Raw genomic sequence first — 15,585 nt, forward strand, 5'->3', positions numbered from 1 at the left:
GGCTGTGAGAAATTCGGATTCGCCACAAGGGCGCGTGGCGGCTTATAGAGCGAGTTGAGGCCGGATGGAACCTTTCGCCGTCGAGGGAAAGAAAAGGCTGCGGCAGGCTGTCTTTTCGGTCACGATGGTTGCCGATTCCTGGAAAAGGGTGACGACAGATGGATTTCGACTTGATCGTGCGCGGCGGCACGCTGCCGGATGGCAGGATTGCCGATATCGGCATTGCCGGCGAGACCATCGTCGCGATCGAACCAAAGCTCCAGGGTTCGGCGCCGGCCGAAATCGACGCGAGCGGCAATCTCGTCTCGCCGCCTTTCGTTGATCCGCATTTCCATATGGACGCCACGCTCTCCTACGGCATTCCGCGCATCAATGCGTCGGGCACGCTGCTCGAGGGCATCGCGCTCTGGGGCGAGCTGAAGCCGCTTTTGACGCATGAGGCCGTGCGCGAGCGCGCGCTCGCCTATTGCGACTGGGCCGTGTCGATGGGCCTGCTCGCCATCCGCAGCCATGTCGATGTCTGCGACGACCGGCTGCTCGCGGTGGAAGCCCTGCTCGATGTGAAGAAAACCGTCGCGCCCTATATCGACCTACAACTGGTCGCGTTTCCGCAGGACGGCCTCTACCGCTCGCCGAATGCTCGTGAAAACACCATCCGCGCGCTCGACATGGGCGTCGACATCGTCGGCGGCATCCCGCATTTCGAGCGCACCATGGCCGAGGGCGCCCGCTCGGTGACCGAGCTTTGCGAGATCGCGGCCAAACGCGGCCTGATGGTCGACATGCATTGCGACGAGACTGACGATCCGCTGTCGCGCCATATCGAGCAGCTGGCCTATGAAACGCAGCGCCTTGGGTTGCAGGGCAGGGTGGCCGGCTCGCACCTCACATCGATGCATTCGATGGACAATTATTACGTCTCGAAGCTTTTGCCGCTCATCGCCGAGGCCGGTGTATCGGCAATCCCAAATCCGCTGATCAACATCATGCTGCAGGGGCGCCACGACACCTTCCCGAAGCGGCGCGGCCTGACCCGTGTCAAGGAGATGCAGGCGCTCGGCATCCGCGTCGGCTGGGGCCAGGATTGCGTGCTCGATCCCTGGTATTCGCTGGGCACCGCCGACATGCTCGACGTCGCCTTCATGGGCCTGCATGTCGCGCAGATGTCGAGCCCGGCCGACATGGCGCGCTGCTTCGACATGGTGACCAACGTCAACGCCGCCATCATGGGGCTCGATCATCTGGGCCTTGCCGTCGGCAAGCGGGCGAGCCTCGTTGTGCTCGATGCCGGCAATGCGATCGAGGCCGTTCGCCTGCGCCCCGAACGCCTCTGCGTCATCGCCAGGGGCAAGGTGGTGGCTGAGCGGACGAAGCAGGAAACGCGGCTTTCGATCGCGGGACGGCCGGCGCAGGTGAACAGGCGGCATAAGGCCGGCTAGAACCAGCCGATTTCCGCCGCTGGTCTTACCGATCGCCCCATTTTCCCTCGTCAAGCCGGCCGCTTGCGGCTAGGGAGCGGCATGGCCTTGCTCGCCCGAAATTTCACGATCAGGAACATGTTGCTCGCCGGCATCCTCTTGATGCTGGCCGGCGACTTCATGTTCGCGCTGAACGACGCGATGGGCAAATGGCTGGTCGCCTCCTTTTCAGTCGGGCAGGTGGTGCTGATCCGCTCGATCGGCGCCTTCATCGTGCTGGGCCCGATGATCGCCAACCAGGGCACGGCCAGGCTGTTTCACATGGACCGGCCGGTTTTGCAGTTCCTGCGTGTCGTGGCCACCACCGCCGATACCGGGCTTTTCTACGCCGCGGTCGTCTACCTGCCGCTCGCCGACGTAATGAGCTTCTACATGGCCGGGCCGATCTATGTCGCGGCGCTGTCGCACTTGCTGCTCGGCGAAAAGGTCGGCTGGCGGCGCTGGCTGGCGATCCTGGTCGGCTTCTGCGGCGTGCTGATCATTCTCAAGCCGTCCTCGGCGGCCTTCTCGCTGTCATCGGCCTTCGCGCTGGTGGGCAGTATCGCCTTCGGCTTTGCCATCATCCTCGGCCGCCTCCTGCGCGGCACCAGCGACACGACTTTGGTGACCTGGCAGACGATCGGCACGCTGATTGTCGGCGGCCTGCTCACCATCGGTGCTTGGCGCACGCCGTCGGCGCTCGATTTCGGCGCCATGCTACTACTCGGTGTCGTCTCCTGCGCCGCGCATCTGATGATCACGAGGGCGCTGAAGCTGGCGCCGGCCTCGACGCTGGCGCCGCTGCACTACAGCCTGCTTCTGTGGGCGGTGGTCTTCGGACTGGCCTTCTTCGGCGACATGCCCGGCCCGCGCATTCTCGTCGGTGCCGCCATCGTCGTGCTTGCCGGCATGTTCATCTTCCATCGCCAGAAGGTGGTGGAGACCGAGGTGCCGCCGGAGAACGTGCTGAAGGGCGTGAATTAATGCATGTCGCGCAAAAGTGTGCAGCGGTTTTGCGATAACGACATGTATGAAAACAAAAGCTTGAAGGCTTGGCTTTTCCGGTGCCTAACCCGCGCGCACGGCAGCGAGGTGCCGCGAAAATTCCGCGGTCTCCATCAGCGCCTTGCAGCGGGCAAAGCGACCGTCGGCATAGGCGCGGAAATCGTCGGCCGGATTGTCGTTGGCGAGCTGGATCAATCCCCAGAGCGTCCATAAAAGGTCGCACATCGCCTTGTAGATGACGATACGTCCGCGCGCCGCCGGCCTCGCCTCGCCGCCGAAATAGGCGCGCATCAGTTCCTCATCCTGGTCCGCATCGAACCGGCCCTCGACCGAAAGGTCGCCGAGGTCCCACAGCGGATCGTTCATGCCGGAATATTCCCAGTCGACGATCCACATCCGCTCGCCCGTATCGAGGAAATTTTCGCACAGCGGATCGCAGTGGCAGGCGGCGAGCGGGATGGCGTGCGCGGCAAGCGCGGCGCGCACCGCGCCTGCCTCGCGCACCACGTCGTGATAGCCGGCGGGCAGCGCCACGTCCTTCGTCGATAAGACCTTGAGATAGTCGTCGATCATCGCGAACAATTCGAAGCGGAAGGGGAACACCGCGCCCGAAGCATGCAGCTTGCGGAAGGCGTAGCCCGCTCGCGCGGGGCTGCCCGACCGCGCCTTGAATTTCTCCGGCGACATCGTCTCGGCACCGGCGATGAAGCGCGTCGCCATCAGGCCGGACGCCGGATCGGCATAAAGCACCTCGGGGCTGACTCCGGCCCTGGCCGCTTCGCGTGCCGCCACTGCCTCGTTGGTGCGGTTGATATATTCTTCCGTGCCCTTGCCGGGAATGCGCAGACACGCTTCGCCGGCCCGGTAGACCTTGTTGGTCAGGCCGGCCAAACGCTCCAGCGGCCCGTCATAGCCTGCCAGCGCCGGAATGGTGGCCAACGCGGCGCGCGCCTCGTCCATCGTCATCCCCTTTACCATCACACGATGTTTTACAGCGGAACGGTTCCACAGTTTTTGCCGCTTGGCTACCATTGCGGATACGAATCGGCGGCGGGAGCAGAAATGGCGGACGGCAAGCACAGCGGCTCGCTAAGCGCGGCCTACGCCGCGAAGCGGCCTGAGGAAGTGGCGGCGATCTATGACAGCTGGTCCGAGACCTATGATGCCGACATGTCGGCCGCCGGCTATCGCCACCCGACGATCTGTCTGGCGCTGCTTGCCAGGCACCTGCCGCGCGGCGCCGAACCCTTGCTCGATGCGGGCGCCGGCACCGGCCTGATCGGCGAATGGCTGGCCATCACCGGCTATCCGAAGGTCGAGGCGCTCGACATCTCGCAAGGCATGCTGGACAAGGCCGACGCCAAGGGCGTCTACAGTGCACTGCATCGCCTGGCGATGGGCGATACTTTGCCCTTCGCCGACGGCGCCTATGCCGGCATTGTTTCGGCGGGCGTCTTCACCTCGGGCCATGTCGGGGCTGAGGGACTGGACGAGTTGATCCGCATCTGCCGCCCAGGCGGGATCATCGTGCTGACCGTCAAGAACACGCTGTGGCAATCAGGCTTCGCCGAGCGCATTGCCGGACTTGAGGTTCAGGGCAGGTTGAAGCGCCTCGAGGAAACGGCGCCCTACGCCTCGATGCCGGGCGAGTCCGATACCGTGCCGAGCAGGGGACTTGTGCTGCGTGTCAGCTGACCGTTTCGTCGATCAAGCCTTTATCCTTGCCCCGGCCGGGTCATACATCGGCTCGAGATGGATCTTTGCCGGCGTGCGCTCCATCGCCACGACAAGCTCATAGTCGCCCGAGGCCAGAAAATCGTCGCTGACGCCGTCGGCATTGCGCACATAGCCGTAGCCGATATTCTTGCCCACCGTGTAGCCGTAGCCGCCGCTGGTCAGGTAACCGACCGGGTCGCCATTGCGCAGGATCGTCTCGCGTCCGACCAGCACGATCTCCGGGTCGTCAACCGTGAAGCCGGCAAAGCGTTTCATCGGCGGCTTGCCGGCTGCCTTCTCCAGCGCCCGGCGTCCGATGAAGTCGGTATTCTTGCGAAGCTTCACGGCCCAGCCGAGCCCCGCCTCCTGCGGCATATCGTTCGGCGTGATGTCGGAACCCCAGGCGCGATAGCCCTTCTCCAGTCGCAGCGATTCCAGCGCCCGGTAGCCGACCGGGCGAATGCCATGCGCCTTGCCCGCCGCCATCAGCGCATCGAAAACCTCGCCGGTGGCGGCGATCGGCACATGCAGCTCCCAGCCCAGTTCCCCGACATAGGTGACGCGCAGCGCCTTCACGCTGTGGCCGGCTATTGCGATCTCGCGCGCATGGCCGAAGGGGAAGGCGGCGTTTGAGACATCGGCGTCCGTCACCGCCGACAGCACGTCGCGGGCGCGCGGCCCCATCAGCGACAGCGTGCCGAAATCCTCCGTGACGTCGGTCAGCCTGGCATCCAGCCCGTGGCCTATATGGTCGCCGATCCAGGAGAGGTCATGCGTGCGGAAGCCCGTGCCGGTGTCGATGTAGAACCGGTTCTCGCCGAGCCGCGACACGGTGAGGTCGGCCTCGATGCCGCCGCGCGTATTGAGAAGCTGCGTGTAGGTCAGCCGTCCGACCGGCTTGTCGACGTCGTTGGCGCAGATCCAGTCGAGCGCCTTCAGCGCGTCAGTGCCGGTCAGCTCGTATTTGGCGAAGGAGGACTGGTCGAAGATGCCGACCTTCTCGCGCACATGACGGTGCTCGTCGCCGACCGGGCCGAACCAGTTCTGGCGGCCCATCGAATAGACGTCCTCGGCGGCCGCGCCATCCGGCGCAAACCAGTTCGGCCGCTCCCAGCCAAGCTTGGAGCCGAACACGGCGCGATGCATCTTCAGCCGCTCATAGAGCGGCGAGACGATGCGCGGCCGCCCGGAGAGATACTCCTCGTGCGGGAAGCCGATCGTGTAATGCTTGCCATAGGCCTCCAGCGTGCGGTCGCGGACCCAGTCGCGGTCGCGGTGCAGGCCGGAGAAGCGGCGGATGTCGACCACCCAGAGGTCGAGCGGCGCCTCGCCGTCGACCACCCATTGCGCCAGCACCCATCCTGCGCCGCCGCCGGAAGCGATGCCGAAGGCGTTGAAGCCGGCGCCGACGAACATGTTGGCGCATTCCGGTGCTGCGCCGAGGACGAAGTTGCCGTCCGGCGTGAAACTCTCCGATCCGTTGATCATCTGCTTGACGCCGGCGGTTTGCAGCGCCGGAACACGCGCGATCGCCTGGGTCATGTGCTGCTCGAAATGATCGTAGTCGTCATCGAACAGGCGGAATTCCCAGTCGTTCGGGACATCGCCGCCGGGAAGTCCGGTTGCCCAGGCCTGCGGGTTGGGCTCGTAGCCCCCCATCACCAGCCCGCCGACCTCTTCCTTGAAATAGGTGCGGCGGTCGGGGTCGCGGATTGTCGGCGCGTCGGTCGCAAGGCCCGCGATCTTCTCGGTGATGATGTACTGGTGCTTGACCGGCTGCAGCGGCACGTTGATGCCGGCCATCGCGCCGACCTGCCTTGCCCATTGTCCAGCGCAGTTCACCACCTTGTCGCAGGCAATGTCGCCTTGTGAAGTCTTCACCGCCGTGATGCGGCCGTCCTTCATCGTAAAGCCGGTGACGCGCACGCCCTCGAACAGTTTCGCGCCATGCATGCGGGCGCCCTTGGCGAGCGACTGGGCGATGTCGGAGGGGCTCGCCTGTCCGTCGGTCGGCAGCCAGGAAGCGCCGACAAGGTCGCTTGTCTCCATCAGCGGCCACATGCGCTTCACCTCCGCCGGCGACAGCAGCTGCATATCCATGCCGAAGCTTTTGGCCGTCGTCGCCAGCCGCTTGAACTCGGTCCAGCGGTCGGCATTCGTCGCCAGCCGCAGACAGCCGGTCATCTTCCAGCCGGTCGCCAGGCCCGTCTCGGCCTCCAGCCCCTTGTAAAGCTCGACCGAATATTTGAGCACGCGCGTGATCGAGGCGGAGGAGCGCAGCTGCCCGACCAGGCCGGCGGCGTGCCAGGTCGAGCCAGAGGTCAGCTTGCCCTGCTCGAGCAGCACCACATCCGTCCTATGGTCGCGCGCCAGGTGGTAGGCAGTGGAACAGCCGATGATGCCACCGCCGATGACGACGATTTCGGCATGGCTGGGCAAGGTCATGATCTGGTTCCGTATTTCGTCCGGTAGTTGTCCAGCGCCGCGTCGAGCCGGACGAGGTTTTCCTCGCTATAGGCGACATAGTCGATGCCGGGCGCGTCGAGATAAAGCTCGGACACCATGCTCCACATCGCTTCGCGCAGCAGCGAGGCGCATTGCATGGCGGCATGCGATCGGCGGATTTCGCCGTCCGGCTCCTTCATGAAATAGGCGGTCATGAAGGCGAAGGATTCGTCATCGCTCAGGCCGGCGTTCGAGGCGGCGCCGGCGAGGTCGAACATTGCCGTGTTGAAGCCGGCATACTCGAAATCGATCAGCCACAGCCGCTTGCCGTCGTCGAGGATGTTCGCCGGCAAAAGGTCGTTATGGCCGAAGACGATGGGCAGCAGCTTTTGCGCCCGCTCGAGCTCGTCCGCCAGGGCCAGATAACGTGGCAGCTCATCCTTCTTGCGGCTGCCGCCCTCGTCCAGCGTGCGCGCATAGTCGCGGATGACGTGAAACACCCAGAACATGAAACCGGCGCCGGAGACATGCTTCGGCATCTCGCGGTGAAAGCCGCGCAGCAGCGCGGCCACGCGGCCGAGATTGGCCCGCACATCCTCTCCCAGGAGGGTCTTGGCGCCGAGAAATTCCGTCACCAGGATGCCGGGCTCGGCATAATGCACGGCCGGCGCGAAGCCCGCCGCATGCGCCGCCCGTGCCGTCATCACCTCGCGCTCGCGAAAGACATGGTGGAAAGGGAAGTCCTGGCCGAAGCGCACGACATGCCGCCCTGCCGCGTCGGTGACGACAAAATTGGCGTTGCTGAGGCCGCCCGGCAGCGGCTCGATCTCAATGCCGCCGTTCCAGCACGGCAAGGCGCGGATGCGGTCTTCGGCACTCACGGCTTCGCTCCGGCCCCAACCGGTCCCGCGGAAAACAAGGCTGGGAGAACATGAAAAAGCCTCGTCGGTGCGAGACGCCAGGATCGGTATCCCGCACCGCACCGACGAGCCCCTTGGCCAGGTATGATATCCCGGCATCCGCCCCCGCGGATTCGATAAAAGCTCGCGCCTGGCTGGTTCCAGGCGATCTGGTCACTAGGTTGCGGCTCTGCCATCACCCTCCCGCGGCAGTTCCGAGCCTGTCACAAGGTCAATGTCACGCCAGCGTGGCAGCGCTGTCAATCCAAAAGCTGTGACCTTTTTTGGGTGTTTTGCCCGAAAATATAAGCGACTCCTTTCAAAGCGTCGGCAAAGCATTAAATTCGGTCAGAATTCCCGGACACACCGATGATCCATTCGAAACGGCACGGCGAAATCCTGCGGCTCCTCAGCGAGGAGGGCACGATCACCATAGCCAGCCTCGCCGAGCGGCTCGGCGTCTCGCTGGAAACCGTGCGGCGCGATGTCAAGCCGCTCGCCGATGACGGGTCGGTGCTGAAGATGCACGGCGCCGTCGGCCTTGCCTCGATTGTGGGCGAGGCGCCGTTCGAGCGGCGCATGCGCGAAAATGCCGGAGCCAAGCGCCTGATCGCCAGGATGGTCGCGGCTACGATCCGCGATGGCGAGGCGATCATGCTCGATACCGGCACGACCACATCCTTCCTCGCGCGCGAGCTGCTCGGCCATCGCCGGCTGACGGTGGTCACCAATTCCTCCGACATTGCCCGCACGCTGGCGACGGTGAACGGCAACAAGGTCTACATGGCGGGCGGCGAGCTGCGCAGCGATTCGGGCGCGGCTTTCGGCATTTCGGCGATCGAGTTCGTCAGCCGCTTTTCGGTCGATCATGCCGTGATCTCGATCGGAGCCGTCGATGCGGCCGCCGGCCTGACCGACTATGATCTGGACGAGGCGGAGTTCGCCCGCATGGTGCTGTCGCGCGGCCATCGCTCGCTGGTCGTCACCGACCATTCCAAGTTCGGCCGCCAGGGACTGGTCCGGGTCTGCGGCTTCGATGGCTTTTCCGAGCTTGCCACCGACCAGCCGCCGCCACGCGATATAGCCGCCGCGCTGAGTCAGGCCGGCGCCCGGGTCAGTATCGCCGCGGCCTGACGTCGCCCAAGGGATAAGAGCTAGCCGAACACCAGCGACTGGTGCGCCGCAACCCCGGCCATCGCGCCGCCCGACACCGCGAAGGCGATGTTGTGCATCAGGCGCGCGGCGTCTCCTGCCGCGAAGACGCCAGGCACCGATGTCTGCTGCTTGTCGTCCACGACGACCGCCTTGCCGAGCGGGCCTTCGTTGAAGGCGCAGCCAAGCTGTTCGGCAAGCGGACTTGCCATCACGTTGCGCGGCGCGGTGAACAGCGCCCGCACGCTCGCGCTGCGATTGCCGTCGAGCTTGACGACCAGACCGCCGGACCCGTCGTTCTGCACTTCGCTCACCTTGCCCGGCTCGAACCGGATGTTGCGCTTCTCCAATATCCGCGCCTGGTCAGCGTCCGGTTCGAACAAACCGTCGGCGAACAGCGTGACGTCGCCCCAGTCGGAGATCAGCTCGGCCTGGTGCAGCGACATCGGTCCGGTCGCCAGCACGCCGAGCGGCCCGCCGGCCACCTCGTAGCCGTGGCAATAAGGGCAATGCAGCACCGTCTTGCCCCAATGCGCGGCAAGTCCTGGAACGTCCGGCAGGATGTCCCGGACGCCGGTGGCCAGCACCAGCCGCGTCGCACCGAAACGCTCGCCATCGTCCATCCGAACCTCGAATCCAGTGCCGGCAATGGCGGCCCGCTCGGCGCGGCCCTCGATCATCGTGACGGCGGGATAGGCAAGCAGCTGTGCCCTGGCCTCGCCGAGAATGTCTGCCGGCGCCCGTCCGTCCTGGCCGAAGAAGCCGTGCGAATGTTCGGCAAATCGATTCCGCGGCTCGCCGGCATCGATCACCAGCACCTTGCGCCGCCCGCGCGCCGCATACATGGCGGCGGACAGGCCGGCAAAGCTGCCGCCGACGACGATCACATCATACTGCATGGCTGGATACTCCAATGAGGTCATAACGGCGGCGGAAATCGGCCGTCAGGTCGGCCAGCGTGATATGGCTGAGCCGCTCAGTGAGCAGCCTTTCCGCCTCCAGGCGAAAATCGTCGAGCACGGCGATCACCGCCTGCTCGACTAGGCATCCGGGACTTTCCGGTTCGGTGCTGAACGGCAACAGCGTCTCGCCGAGCGCGCCGCTGATCTCGGCCAGCGAGATCTTGTCCGGCGCGCGGCCGAGTTGCCAGCCGCCGCCATGGCCGCGCGACGAGCTGACGATGCCGGCCTCCCGCAGCCCGGCAATGGTGCGGCGCACCACCACCGGGTTGGTGTGGATGAAGCCGGCAAGCCGTTCGGAGGTCAGTGCCCGCTCGGGGGCGTCGGCCATATGAACGAGGATATGCAGGGTCGAGGACAGTCGGCTGTTGCGTTTCATGTAACTTAGTTAGTTACGAATCGGAAGGTGGTCAAGTTTCGGAGCTTGCCCCACTTCCCAACGCCACGTTGGCCGGTGTTTAGTCCGGCCATGGCTTTCACCATCCGCCAATTGCAGTACTTCGTCGCCGTCGCCGAGCAGGGCACTGTCTCGGGCGCCGCGCAGAACCTGTCGATTTCCCAGTCCTCGGTCACCGAGGCGATCAAGGAACTGGAGAGCGATCTCGGCGTCGAACTCTTCGAGCGCCACCCACGTGGCCTCAACATCACCCACAAGGGCCATCAGTTCCTGCGCCACGCGACCAAGATCCTGGCCGACGTTTCCGACGCGCGCCGCTCTTTCTCCAGCGAGCAGGCCGCCGCCGGCGGGCGGCTGCAACTCGGCGTCACCTCGCTGGTCGCCGGCTATGTCCTATCCGACCTGCTCGCCCGCTACCGGCGCGCCTATCCCGGCGTCGAGGTCTCGGCAATCGAGGACAATGGCGATTATCTCGAGCACCTTTTGGTCGGCGGCAAGCTCGACATCGCCGTCATGGTGACGTCCAACCTGCGCGACCGCACGGCGCTGCAGTCGGAAATCCTGGAAGTCTCGGCCTACAGGCTGTGGATTCCGCTCAGCCACAGGCTCGCCAGCGCCGACATCATCGGGGTCAATGACATCGTCTCCGAGCCGCTGATCATGCTCACGGTCGACGAGATCGAGGAGAACACCGGCAAGCTGCTGTCGGCGATCGGCGCCAGGCCGCATGTCGCCTTCCGCACCCGCTCGGTCGAGGCGGTGCGCAGCCTGGTCGCCACCGGCGCCGGCGTGGCGCTGCTGCCCGACCTCGTCTACAGGCCCTGGTCGCTGGAAGGCGACCGCATCGAATCGCGCGACGTTTCCGGCTCGCTGCCGGTGGTCCAGGTCGGCACGGTGTGGCGTCGCGGCTCCGCCCTGCCGCAGGCGGCTCGCGATTTCATCGGCCTCGCGCAGTCGCAGCGCATGGTGCGCCAGCGGCCCTGAAAAGAGCAGTTCCAGGAAAAGTGTGGAGCGGTTGGGTTCGGCGACTTCGCCCTAGCCTTCCGTCTGGAATTGCGTCAAACAAGTATCGGTAAAACCGATATCGGCCTTCTGATAAATGAATTTGCGAAACCGGATTTTTCAAAGCACCTTTCGCTCAGGGAACAAAGCCGCGCCCTGAGAGCGCTGCTGCCCCTAGCAATGGGAGATCGATGATGAATGCATTCCTGAAGTCGTGCACGGCGCTGACTGTCGCGCTGACTTTTTCCGGTCAGGCCATGGCCCAGGTCAAGGAACTCGGCAAGGGCGAGGGCGAGGTCAACATCGTTGCCTGGCCCGGCTATATCGAGCGCGGCGAGACCGACAAGAATTACGACTGGGTGACGGCTTTCGAGAAGGAAAGCGGCTGCAAGGTCAACGTCAAGACCGCCAACACCTCGGACGAAATGGTCTCCCTGATGAACGAGGGCGGCTTCGACCTGGTCACCGCTTCGGGCGATGCATCGCTGCGCCTCGTTGCCGGCAAGCGCGTGCAGCCGATCAACACCGATCTCATCCCGAGCTGGAAGACCGTCGACGACCGGCTGAAGGACGCGCCCTGGTTCACCGTCGACAAGGTGCATTACGGCGTTCCCTACCAGTGGGGTCCGAACATCCTGATGTACAACACCGAAGTCTTCAAGGAAGCGCCCAAGAGCTGGAACGTCGTCTTCGAGGAGATGAAGCTGCCCGACGGCAAGTCGAACAAAGGTCGCGTCCAGGCCTATGACGGGCCGATCCATATCGCCGACGCCGCCAACTATTTGATGTTCCACAAGCCGGAACTCGGCATCAAGGACCCTTACGAGCTCAACGAGGACCAGTACAAGGCGGCGCTCGAGCTCTTGCGCACGCAGCGCACGCTGGTCGGCCGCTACTGGCACGATGCCGCGATCCAGGTCGACGACTTCCAGAACGAGGGCGTGGTCGCTTCCGGCTCATGGCCCTATCAGGTCAATACGCTGGTCGCCGCCAAGAAGCCGGTCGCCTCGACCGTGCCGGAAGAGGGCGTCACCGGCTGGGCCGACACCACCATGATGGAAGCCGACGCCGCCCATCCGAACTGCGCCTATATGTGGCTCGAGCATTCGCTGTCGCCGAAGGTCCAGGGCGACGTTTCGGCCTGGTTCGGCTCGCTGCCCGTCGTGCCCGCCGCCTGCAAGGGCAACGAGCTGCTCGGCGACGAGGGCTGCAAGACCAACGGCTACGATAATTTCGACAAGATCAAGTTCTGGAAGACGCCGGTGTCGAAATGCGCCAGCCAGAATGACCAGTGCGTGCCTTATTACCGCTGGGTGTCTGACTATATCGGCGTCATCGGCGGCCGGTGAGCTCCTCCCTTACCCTCCTTCTTGTGGGGAGGGTCGACGCGTAGCGTCGGGGTGGGGGTCGGCATCGACATTGGCGCCAACCACCCCCACCCGCGGCTTCGCCGCGACCTCCCCCATCGAGGGGAGGCAGGGCGCCGTGCGAACTCGCCTTCGTTTAACCGGCAACTGAACTGACTGGGCCCATGACCTCTGCCGTTTCCTTCAAACAAGTCTCGCGCCATTTCGGCAGCGTGCGCGCCGTCGACGCTGTCGATCTCGACATCGTGCCCGGCGAGTTCTTCGCCATGCTGGGTCCGTCCGGTTCCGGCAAGACGACGTGCCTCAGGCTGATCGCCGGCTTCGAGCAGCCGACGACGGGCTCGATCTCCATCTTCGGCGAGCGCGCCGAAGGCGTTCCGCCCTATCGCCGCAACGTCAACACCGTCTTCCAGGACTATGCGCTGTTTCCGCATCTCAATGTGCTCGACAACGTCGCCTACGGCCTGATGGTCAAGGGTGTCCGCAAGGCCGAGCGGCTGAAGGCGGCCGAGGAAGCGCTTTCGCTGGTGCGCCTGCCGGGCTACGGCGCGCGCCGTCCCGGCCAGCTCTCCGGCGGCCAGCGCCAGCGCGTTGCGTTGGCGCGTGCACTGGTCAACCAGCCCAAGGTGCTTTTGCTCGACGAGCCGCTCGGCGCGCTCGACCTCAAGCTGCGCGAGAACATGCAGGAGGAGTTGAAGTCGCTGCAGAAAGTGCTCGGCATCACCTTTGTCTTCGTCACCCACGACCAGGGCGAGGCGCTGTCCATGGCCGATCGCGTCGCCGTCTTCAACGACGGCAAGATCATGCAGGTCGGCACGCCGGAGGATATCTACCAGCGGCCGAACACGCGCTTCGTCGCCGATTTCGTCGGCTCGTCCAATGTGCTGCCGCCGGATTTCGTCCAGCGCTATTCCGGCCAGCACCGCTGGGGCAGCCTGCGCCCGGAGTCGATCCGCGTTTCAAGCGCGGCAAGCGGCGACGGCGTTGCCGCCCGCCTGGTCGGGACCAATTATCTCGGCGCGACGACCAGGCTCGCGCTCGATGCCGACGGGCTGAGGCTGCATGCGGTGGTGCCGGCGGGAATGGCGCTGCCGGCCGAGGGCGAGGCGGTGATGCTGACCTTCAACCGCGACAGCCTGCATCTGATGGACGAGCCGGCATGAGCAAGGTTTGCGCGAGGCGCCCCCCTCTGGCCTGCCGGCCATCTCCCCCTCTAGGGGGGAGATCAGCAGTTTCTCGGCCTCGCCAATCCTGTCACGTTGGCAATTGGCGAAACCCGACGCGACATCCAATCTCCCCCCTAGAGGGGGAGATGTCCGGCAGGAAAGAGAGGGGCGCGAAGGATCTCGGCCTCTCCCCTGATCCCGTTCAACACGCGGCGGCGCCATGACCATCGCCGCTGTTCAATCCAACCCCACACCCGCCATCCTGCCGGGCAGCGGCGGCATGCGCGGCGCGTTCTCCGACCTCTTCTGGCGCCGCCCAAAACTCCTGCTGCTGCTCATGTTGCTGCCGCCGCTTCTGTGGCTGGGCATCGTCTATATCGGCTCGCTGTTTGCGCTGCTCCTGCAGAGCTTCTTCTCGATCGACGAGTTCTCCGGCCTCATCAATCGCCAGTTCACGCTGAAGACCTATGGCGACCTGTTTCAGGCCGCCAATCTCGACATCATCCTGCGCACGGTGACGATGGCGGCGCTGGTCACGCTTGCTTCGGCGATCATTGCTTTCCCCATCGCCTATTATGCGGCGCGCTATGCGCGCGGCCGCTGGAAGGCGCTGTTCTATCTCGGCGTCATGCTGCCGCTGTGGTCGAGCTACCTGGTCAAGATCTATGCCTGGAAGCTGATCCTGGCCAAGGAAGGCATCCTCACCTGGCTGCTCGCCAAGCTGAACCTTCTGTGGCTGCTCGACGGCTGGCTGTCGCTGCCCATCGTCGGTGGCAATTCGCTGTCGGTCTCTTTCACCGGCACCTTCATCGTCTTCGTCTATGTCTGGCTGCCTTTCATGATCCTCCCCGTTCAGGCGGCGCTCGAGCGCGTGCCCGGCAATCTGGTCGAGGCTTCGTCAGATCTCGGCGCCTCGCCCGGCCAGACCTTCCGCAACGTGCTGTTCCCGCTGGCGCTGCCCGGCATCGTCGCCGGGTCGATCTTCACCTTCTCGCTGACGCTCGGCGACTACATCATCCCGCAGATCATCGGCACCTCGCGCCTCTTCATCGGCCAGGCCGTCTATTCGCAGCAGGGCACCGCCGGCAACATTCCTTTGGCCGCCGCCTTCACCGTGGTGCCCATCGTCATCATGGGCTTCTACCTCTGGGGCGCCAAGCGCATGGGGGCTTTCGATGCGCTCTGACCGTGGTCAATCCGCTCCGCTCGGCCTGAAGATCGCCGCCGCCTGCGGCTTGCTCTTCCTGCACCTGCCGATCCTGCTGATCTTCGTCTACGCCTTCACGACGGAGGAGAAGAGTTTCGTCTGGCCGCCGCCGGGACTGACCACGCAATGGTTCGCCGTCACCTGGAACCGACCGGACGTATGGGATGCGCTGTCGCTGTCGGTCCGCGTCGCCGCCATCTCGACGGCGATCGCGCTGGTGCTCGGCACGCTCTGCGCCGCGGCCGTCTCGCAGACGCGCTTCTTCGGCCGCGAGGCCATCTCTCTGCTGGTCATCCTGCCGATCGCGCTGCCCGGCATCATCACCGGCATCGCGCTGCGCTCGGCCTTCGCGCTCGCCGATATCCCGTTCTCGTTCTGGACGATCGTGCTCGGCCACGCGACCTTTTGCGTGGTCGTCGTCTACAACAACGCCGTCGCCCGCTTCCGCCGCACGTCGGGCTCGATGATCGAAGCCTCGATGGATCTCGGCGCCGACGGTTTTCAGACCTTCCGGCATGTCGTGTTGCCGAACATCGCAACCGCGCTGCTTGCCGGCGGCATGCTCGCTTTCGCGCTGTCCTTCGACGAGGTCATCGTCACCACCTTCACCGCCGGCCAACAGCAGACCGTGCCGATCTGGATGCTGGAGGAACTGATCCGCCCGCGCCAGCGCCCGGTCACCAATGTCGTGGCCATGGTCGTCGTGCTGGTGACGCTGCTGCCGATCCTCTTTGCCTATTACCTGACCCGCGACGGCGATCAGATTGCGGGCAGTGGAAAATGAAAAACAGCGAATAGGGAGTAGCGAATAGC

At 64.8% G+C, this 15,585-nt stretch carries 14 protein-coding genes; 9 read left to right on the top strand and 5 right to left on the bottom strand.

The window, feature by feature from the left end:
• Positions 1 to 158: 158 nt before the first annotated feature.
• Entirely contained in the window at positions 159 to 1,439 is a 1,281-nt protein-coding gene (locus tag LB538_RS09455) for an amidohydrolase family protein (protein WP_224526946.1), read from the top strand.
• Between the two features lie 81 nt (positions 1,440 to 1,520).
• Positions 1,521 to 2,441 carry a DMT family transporter gene (locus tag LB538_RS09460; protein WP_224526943.1) on the top strand — a complete coding sequence of 307 codons (921 nt, stop codon included), beginning with the start codon at positions 1,521 to 1,523 and terminating at the stop codon, positions 2,439 to 2,441.
• Positions 2,442 to 2,525: 84 nt separating this feature from the next.
• On the opposite strand, the gene LB538_RS09465 is transcribed toward LB538_RS09460, so the two are convergent.
• A complete protein-coding gene (locus tag LB538_RS09465) occupies positions 2,526 to 3,428 on the bottom strand; it encodes a phosphotransferase family protein (protein ID WP_224526940.1) in 903 nt (300 codons plus the stop codon).
• A gap of 96 nt (positions 3,429 to 3,524) precedes the next feature.
• Between LB538_RS09465 and LB538_RS09470 the strand changes: the two genes are divergently transcribed.
• Entirely contained in the window at positions 3,525 to 4,157 is a 633-nt protein-coding gene (locus LB538_RS09470) for a class I SAM-dependent DNA methyltransferase (RefSeq protein WP_224526937.1), read from the top strand.
• Between the two features lie 12 nt (positions 4,158 to 4,169).
• Here the strand turns inward: LB538_RS09470 and LB538_RS09475 are convergent, their stop codons facing one another.
• Positions 4,170 to 6,623, bottom strand: coding sequence for an FAD-dependent oxidoreductase (locus LB538_RS09475; RefSeq protein ID WP_224526934.1), 2,454 nt, complete (start codon positions 6,621 to 6,623; stop codon positions 4,170 to 4,172).
• Positions 6,620 to 7,504, bottom strand: a complete 885-nt coding sequence (locus LB538_RS09480) for a phosphotransferase (protein ID WP_224526932.1) — start codon at positions 7,502 to 7,504, stop codon at positions 6,620 to 6,622. The genes LB538_RS09475 and LB538_RS09480 overlap by 4 nt, the downstream gene beginning before the upstream one ends.
• 387 nt (positions 7,505 to 7,891) lie before the next feature.
• Here LB538_RS09480 and LB538_RS09485 point away from each other — a divergent pair, with 387 nt between their 5' ends.
• Positions 7,892 to 8,656, top strand: a complete 765-nt coding sequence (locus LB538_RS09485) for a DeoR/GlpR family DNA-binding transcription regulator (RefSeq protein ID WP_224526931.1) — start codon at positions 7,892 to 7,894, stop codon at positions 8,654 to 8,656.
• Positions 8,657 to 8,676: 20 nt separating this feature from the next.
• On the opposite strand, the gene LB538_RS09490 is transcribed toward LB538_RS09485, so the two are convergent.
• Positions 8,677 to 9,573 (bottom strand): NAD(P)/FAD-dependent oxidoreductase, encoded by an 897-nt coding sequence (locus LB538_RS09490; RefSeq protein ID WP_224526928.1) that lies wholly within the window; start codon positions 9,571 to 9,573, stop codon positions 8,677 to 8,679.
• Positions 9,563 to 10,012: an RrF2 family transcriptional regulator gene (locus LB538_RS09495; RefSeq protein ID WP_224526927.1), complete on the bottom strand. Its 450-nt coding sequence runs from the start codon at positions 10,010 to 10,012 to the stop codon at positions 9,563 to 9,565. Before LB538_RS09495 ends, LB538_RS09490 begins: the two co-directional genes overlap by 11 nt.
• Before the next feature lie 90 nt (positions 10,013 to 10,102).
• Here LB538_RS09495 and LB538_RS09500 point away from each other — a divergent pair, with 90 nt between their 5' ends.
• From LB538_RS09500 to LB538_RS09520, 5 genes are all read left to right on the top strand, one after another.
• Positions 10,103 to 11,014 (top strand): LysR substrate-binding domain-containing protein, encoded by a 912-nt coding sequence (locus tag LB538_RS09500; protein ID WP_224526924.1) that lies wholly within the window; start codon positions 10,103 to 10,105, stop codon positions 11,012 to 11,014.
• Positions 11,015 to 11,226: 212 nt separating this feature from the next.
• Positions 11,227 to 12,381 carry an ABC transporter substrate-binding protein gene (locus LB538_RS09505; protein ID WP_140843908.1) on the top strand — a complete coding sequence of 385 codons (1,155 nt, stop codon included), beginning with the start codon at positions 11,227 to 11,229 and terminating at the stop codon, positions 12,379 to 12,381.
• A 182-nt stretch (positions 12,382 to 12,563) separates the two neighbouring features.
• Positions 12,564 to 13,562, top strand: a complete 999-nt coding sequence (locus LB538_RS09510) for an ABC transporter ATP-binding protein (RefSeq protein ID WP_224526922.1) — start codon at positions 12,564 to 12,566, stop codon at positions 13,560 to 13,562.
• Between the two features lie 223 nt (positions 13,563 to 13,785).
• On the top strand, positions 13,786 to 14,751 hold the full coding sequence (locus LB538_RS09515; RefSeq protein WP_224526921.1) for an ABC transporter permease: 966 nt from the start codon (positions 13,786 to 13,788) through the stop codon (positions 14,749 to 14,751).
• A complete protein-coding gene (locus tag LB538_RS09520) occupies positions 14,741 to 15,556 on the top strand; it encodes an ABC transporter permease (RefSeq protein ID WP_127227748.1) in 816 nt (271 codons plus the stop codon). The genes LB538_RS09515 and LB538_RS09520 overlap by 11 nt, the downstream gene beginning before the upstream one ends.
• Positions 15,557 to 15,585: the final 29 nt, after the last annotated feature.

Source organism: Mesorhizobium sp. Ca11 (assembly GCF_020165275.1).
In the GTDB taxonomy this organism is placed as follows: Bacteria; Pseudomonadota; Alphaproteobacteria; order Rhizobiales; family Rhizobiaceae; genus Mesorhizobium.

Coding starts and splice junctions, on each gene's coding strand:
- LB538_RS09515 (WP_224526921.1), top strand. CDS start 13,786: ATGACCATCGCCGCTGTTCAATCCAACCCCACACCCGCCATCCTGCCG.
- LB538_RS09465 (WP_224526940.1), bottom strand. CDS start 3,428: ATGACGATGGACGAGGCGCGCGCCGCGTTGGCCACCATTCCGGCGCTG.
- LB538_RS09495 (WP_224526927.1), bottom strand. CDS start 10,012: ATGAAACGCAACAGCCGACTGTCCTCGACCCTGCATATCCTCGTTCAT.
- LB538_RS09505 (WP_140843908.1), top strand. CDS start 11,227: ATGAATGCATTCCTGAAGTCGTGCACGGCGCTGACTGTCGCGCTGACT.
- LB538_RS09455 (WP_224526946.1), top strand. CDS start 159: ATGGATTTCGACTTGATCGTGCGCGGCGGCACGCTGCCGGATGGCAGG.
- LB538_RS09500 (WP_224526924.1), top strand. CDS start 10,103: ATGGCTTTCACCATCCGCCAATTGCAGTACTTCGTCGCCGTCGCCGAG.
- LB538_RS09490 (WP_224526928.1), bottom strand. CDS start 9,573: ATGCAGTATGATGTGATCGTCGTCGGCGGCAGCTTTGCCGGCCTGTCC.
- LB538_RS09470 (WP_224526937.1), top strand. CDS start 3,525: ATGGCGGACGGCAAGCACAGCGGCTCGCTAAGCGCGGCCTACGCCGCG.
- LB538_RS09485 (WP_224526931.1), top strand. CDS start 7,892: ATGATCCATTCGAAACGGCACGGCGAAATCCTGCGGCTCCTCAGCGAG.
- LB538_RS09510 (WP_224526922.1), top strand. CDS start 12,564: ATGACCTCTGCCGTTTCCTTCAAACAAGTCTCGCGCCATTTCGGCAGC.
- LB538_RS09460 (WP_224526943.1), top strand. CDS start 1,521: ATGGCCTTGCTCGCCCGAAATTTCACGATCAGGAACATGTTGCTCGCC.
- LB538_RS09520 (WP_127227748.1), top strand. CDS start 14,741: ATGCGCTCTGACCGTGGTCAATCCGCTCCGCTCGGCCTGAAGATCGCC.
- LB538_RS09475 (WP_224526934.1), bottom strand. CDS start 6,623: ATGACCTTGCCCAGCCATGCCGAAATCGTCGTCATCGGCGGTGGCATC.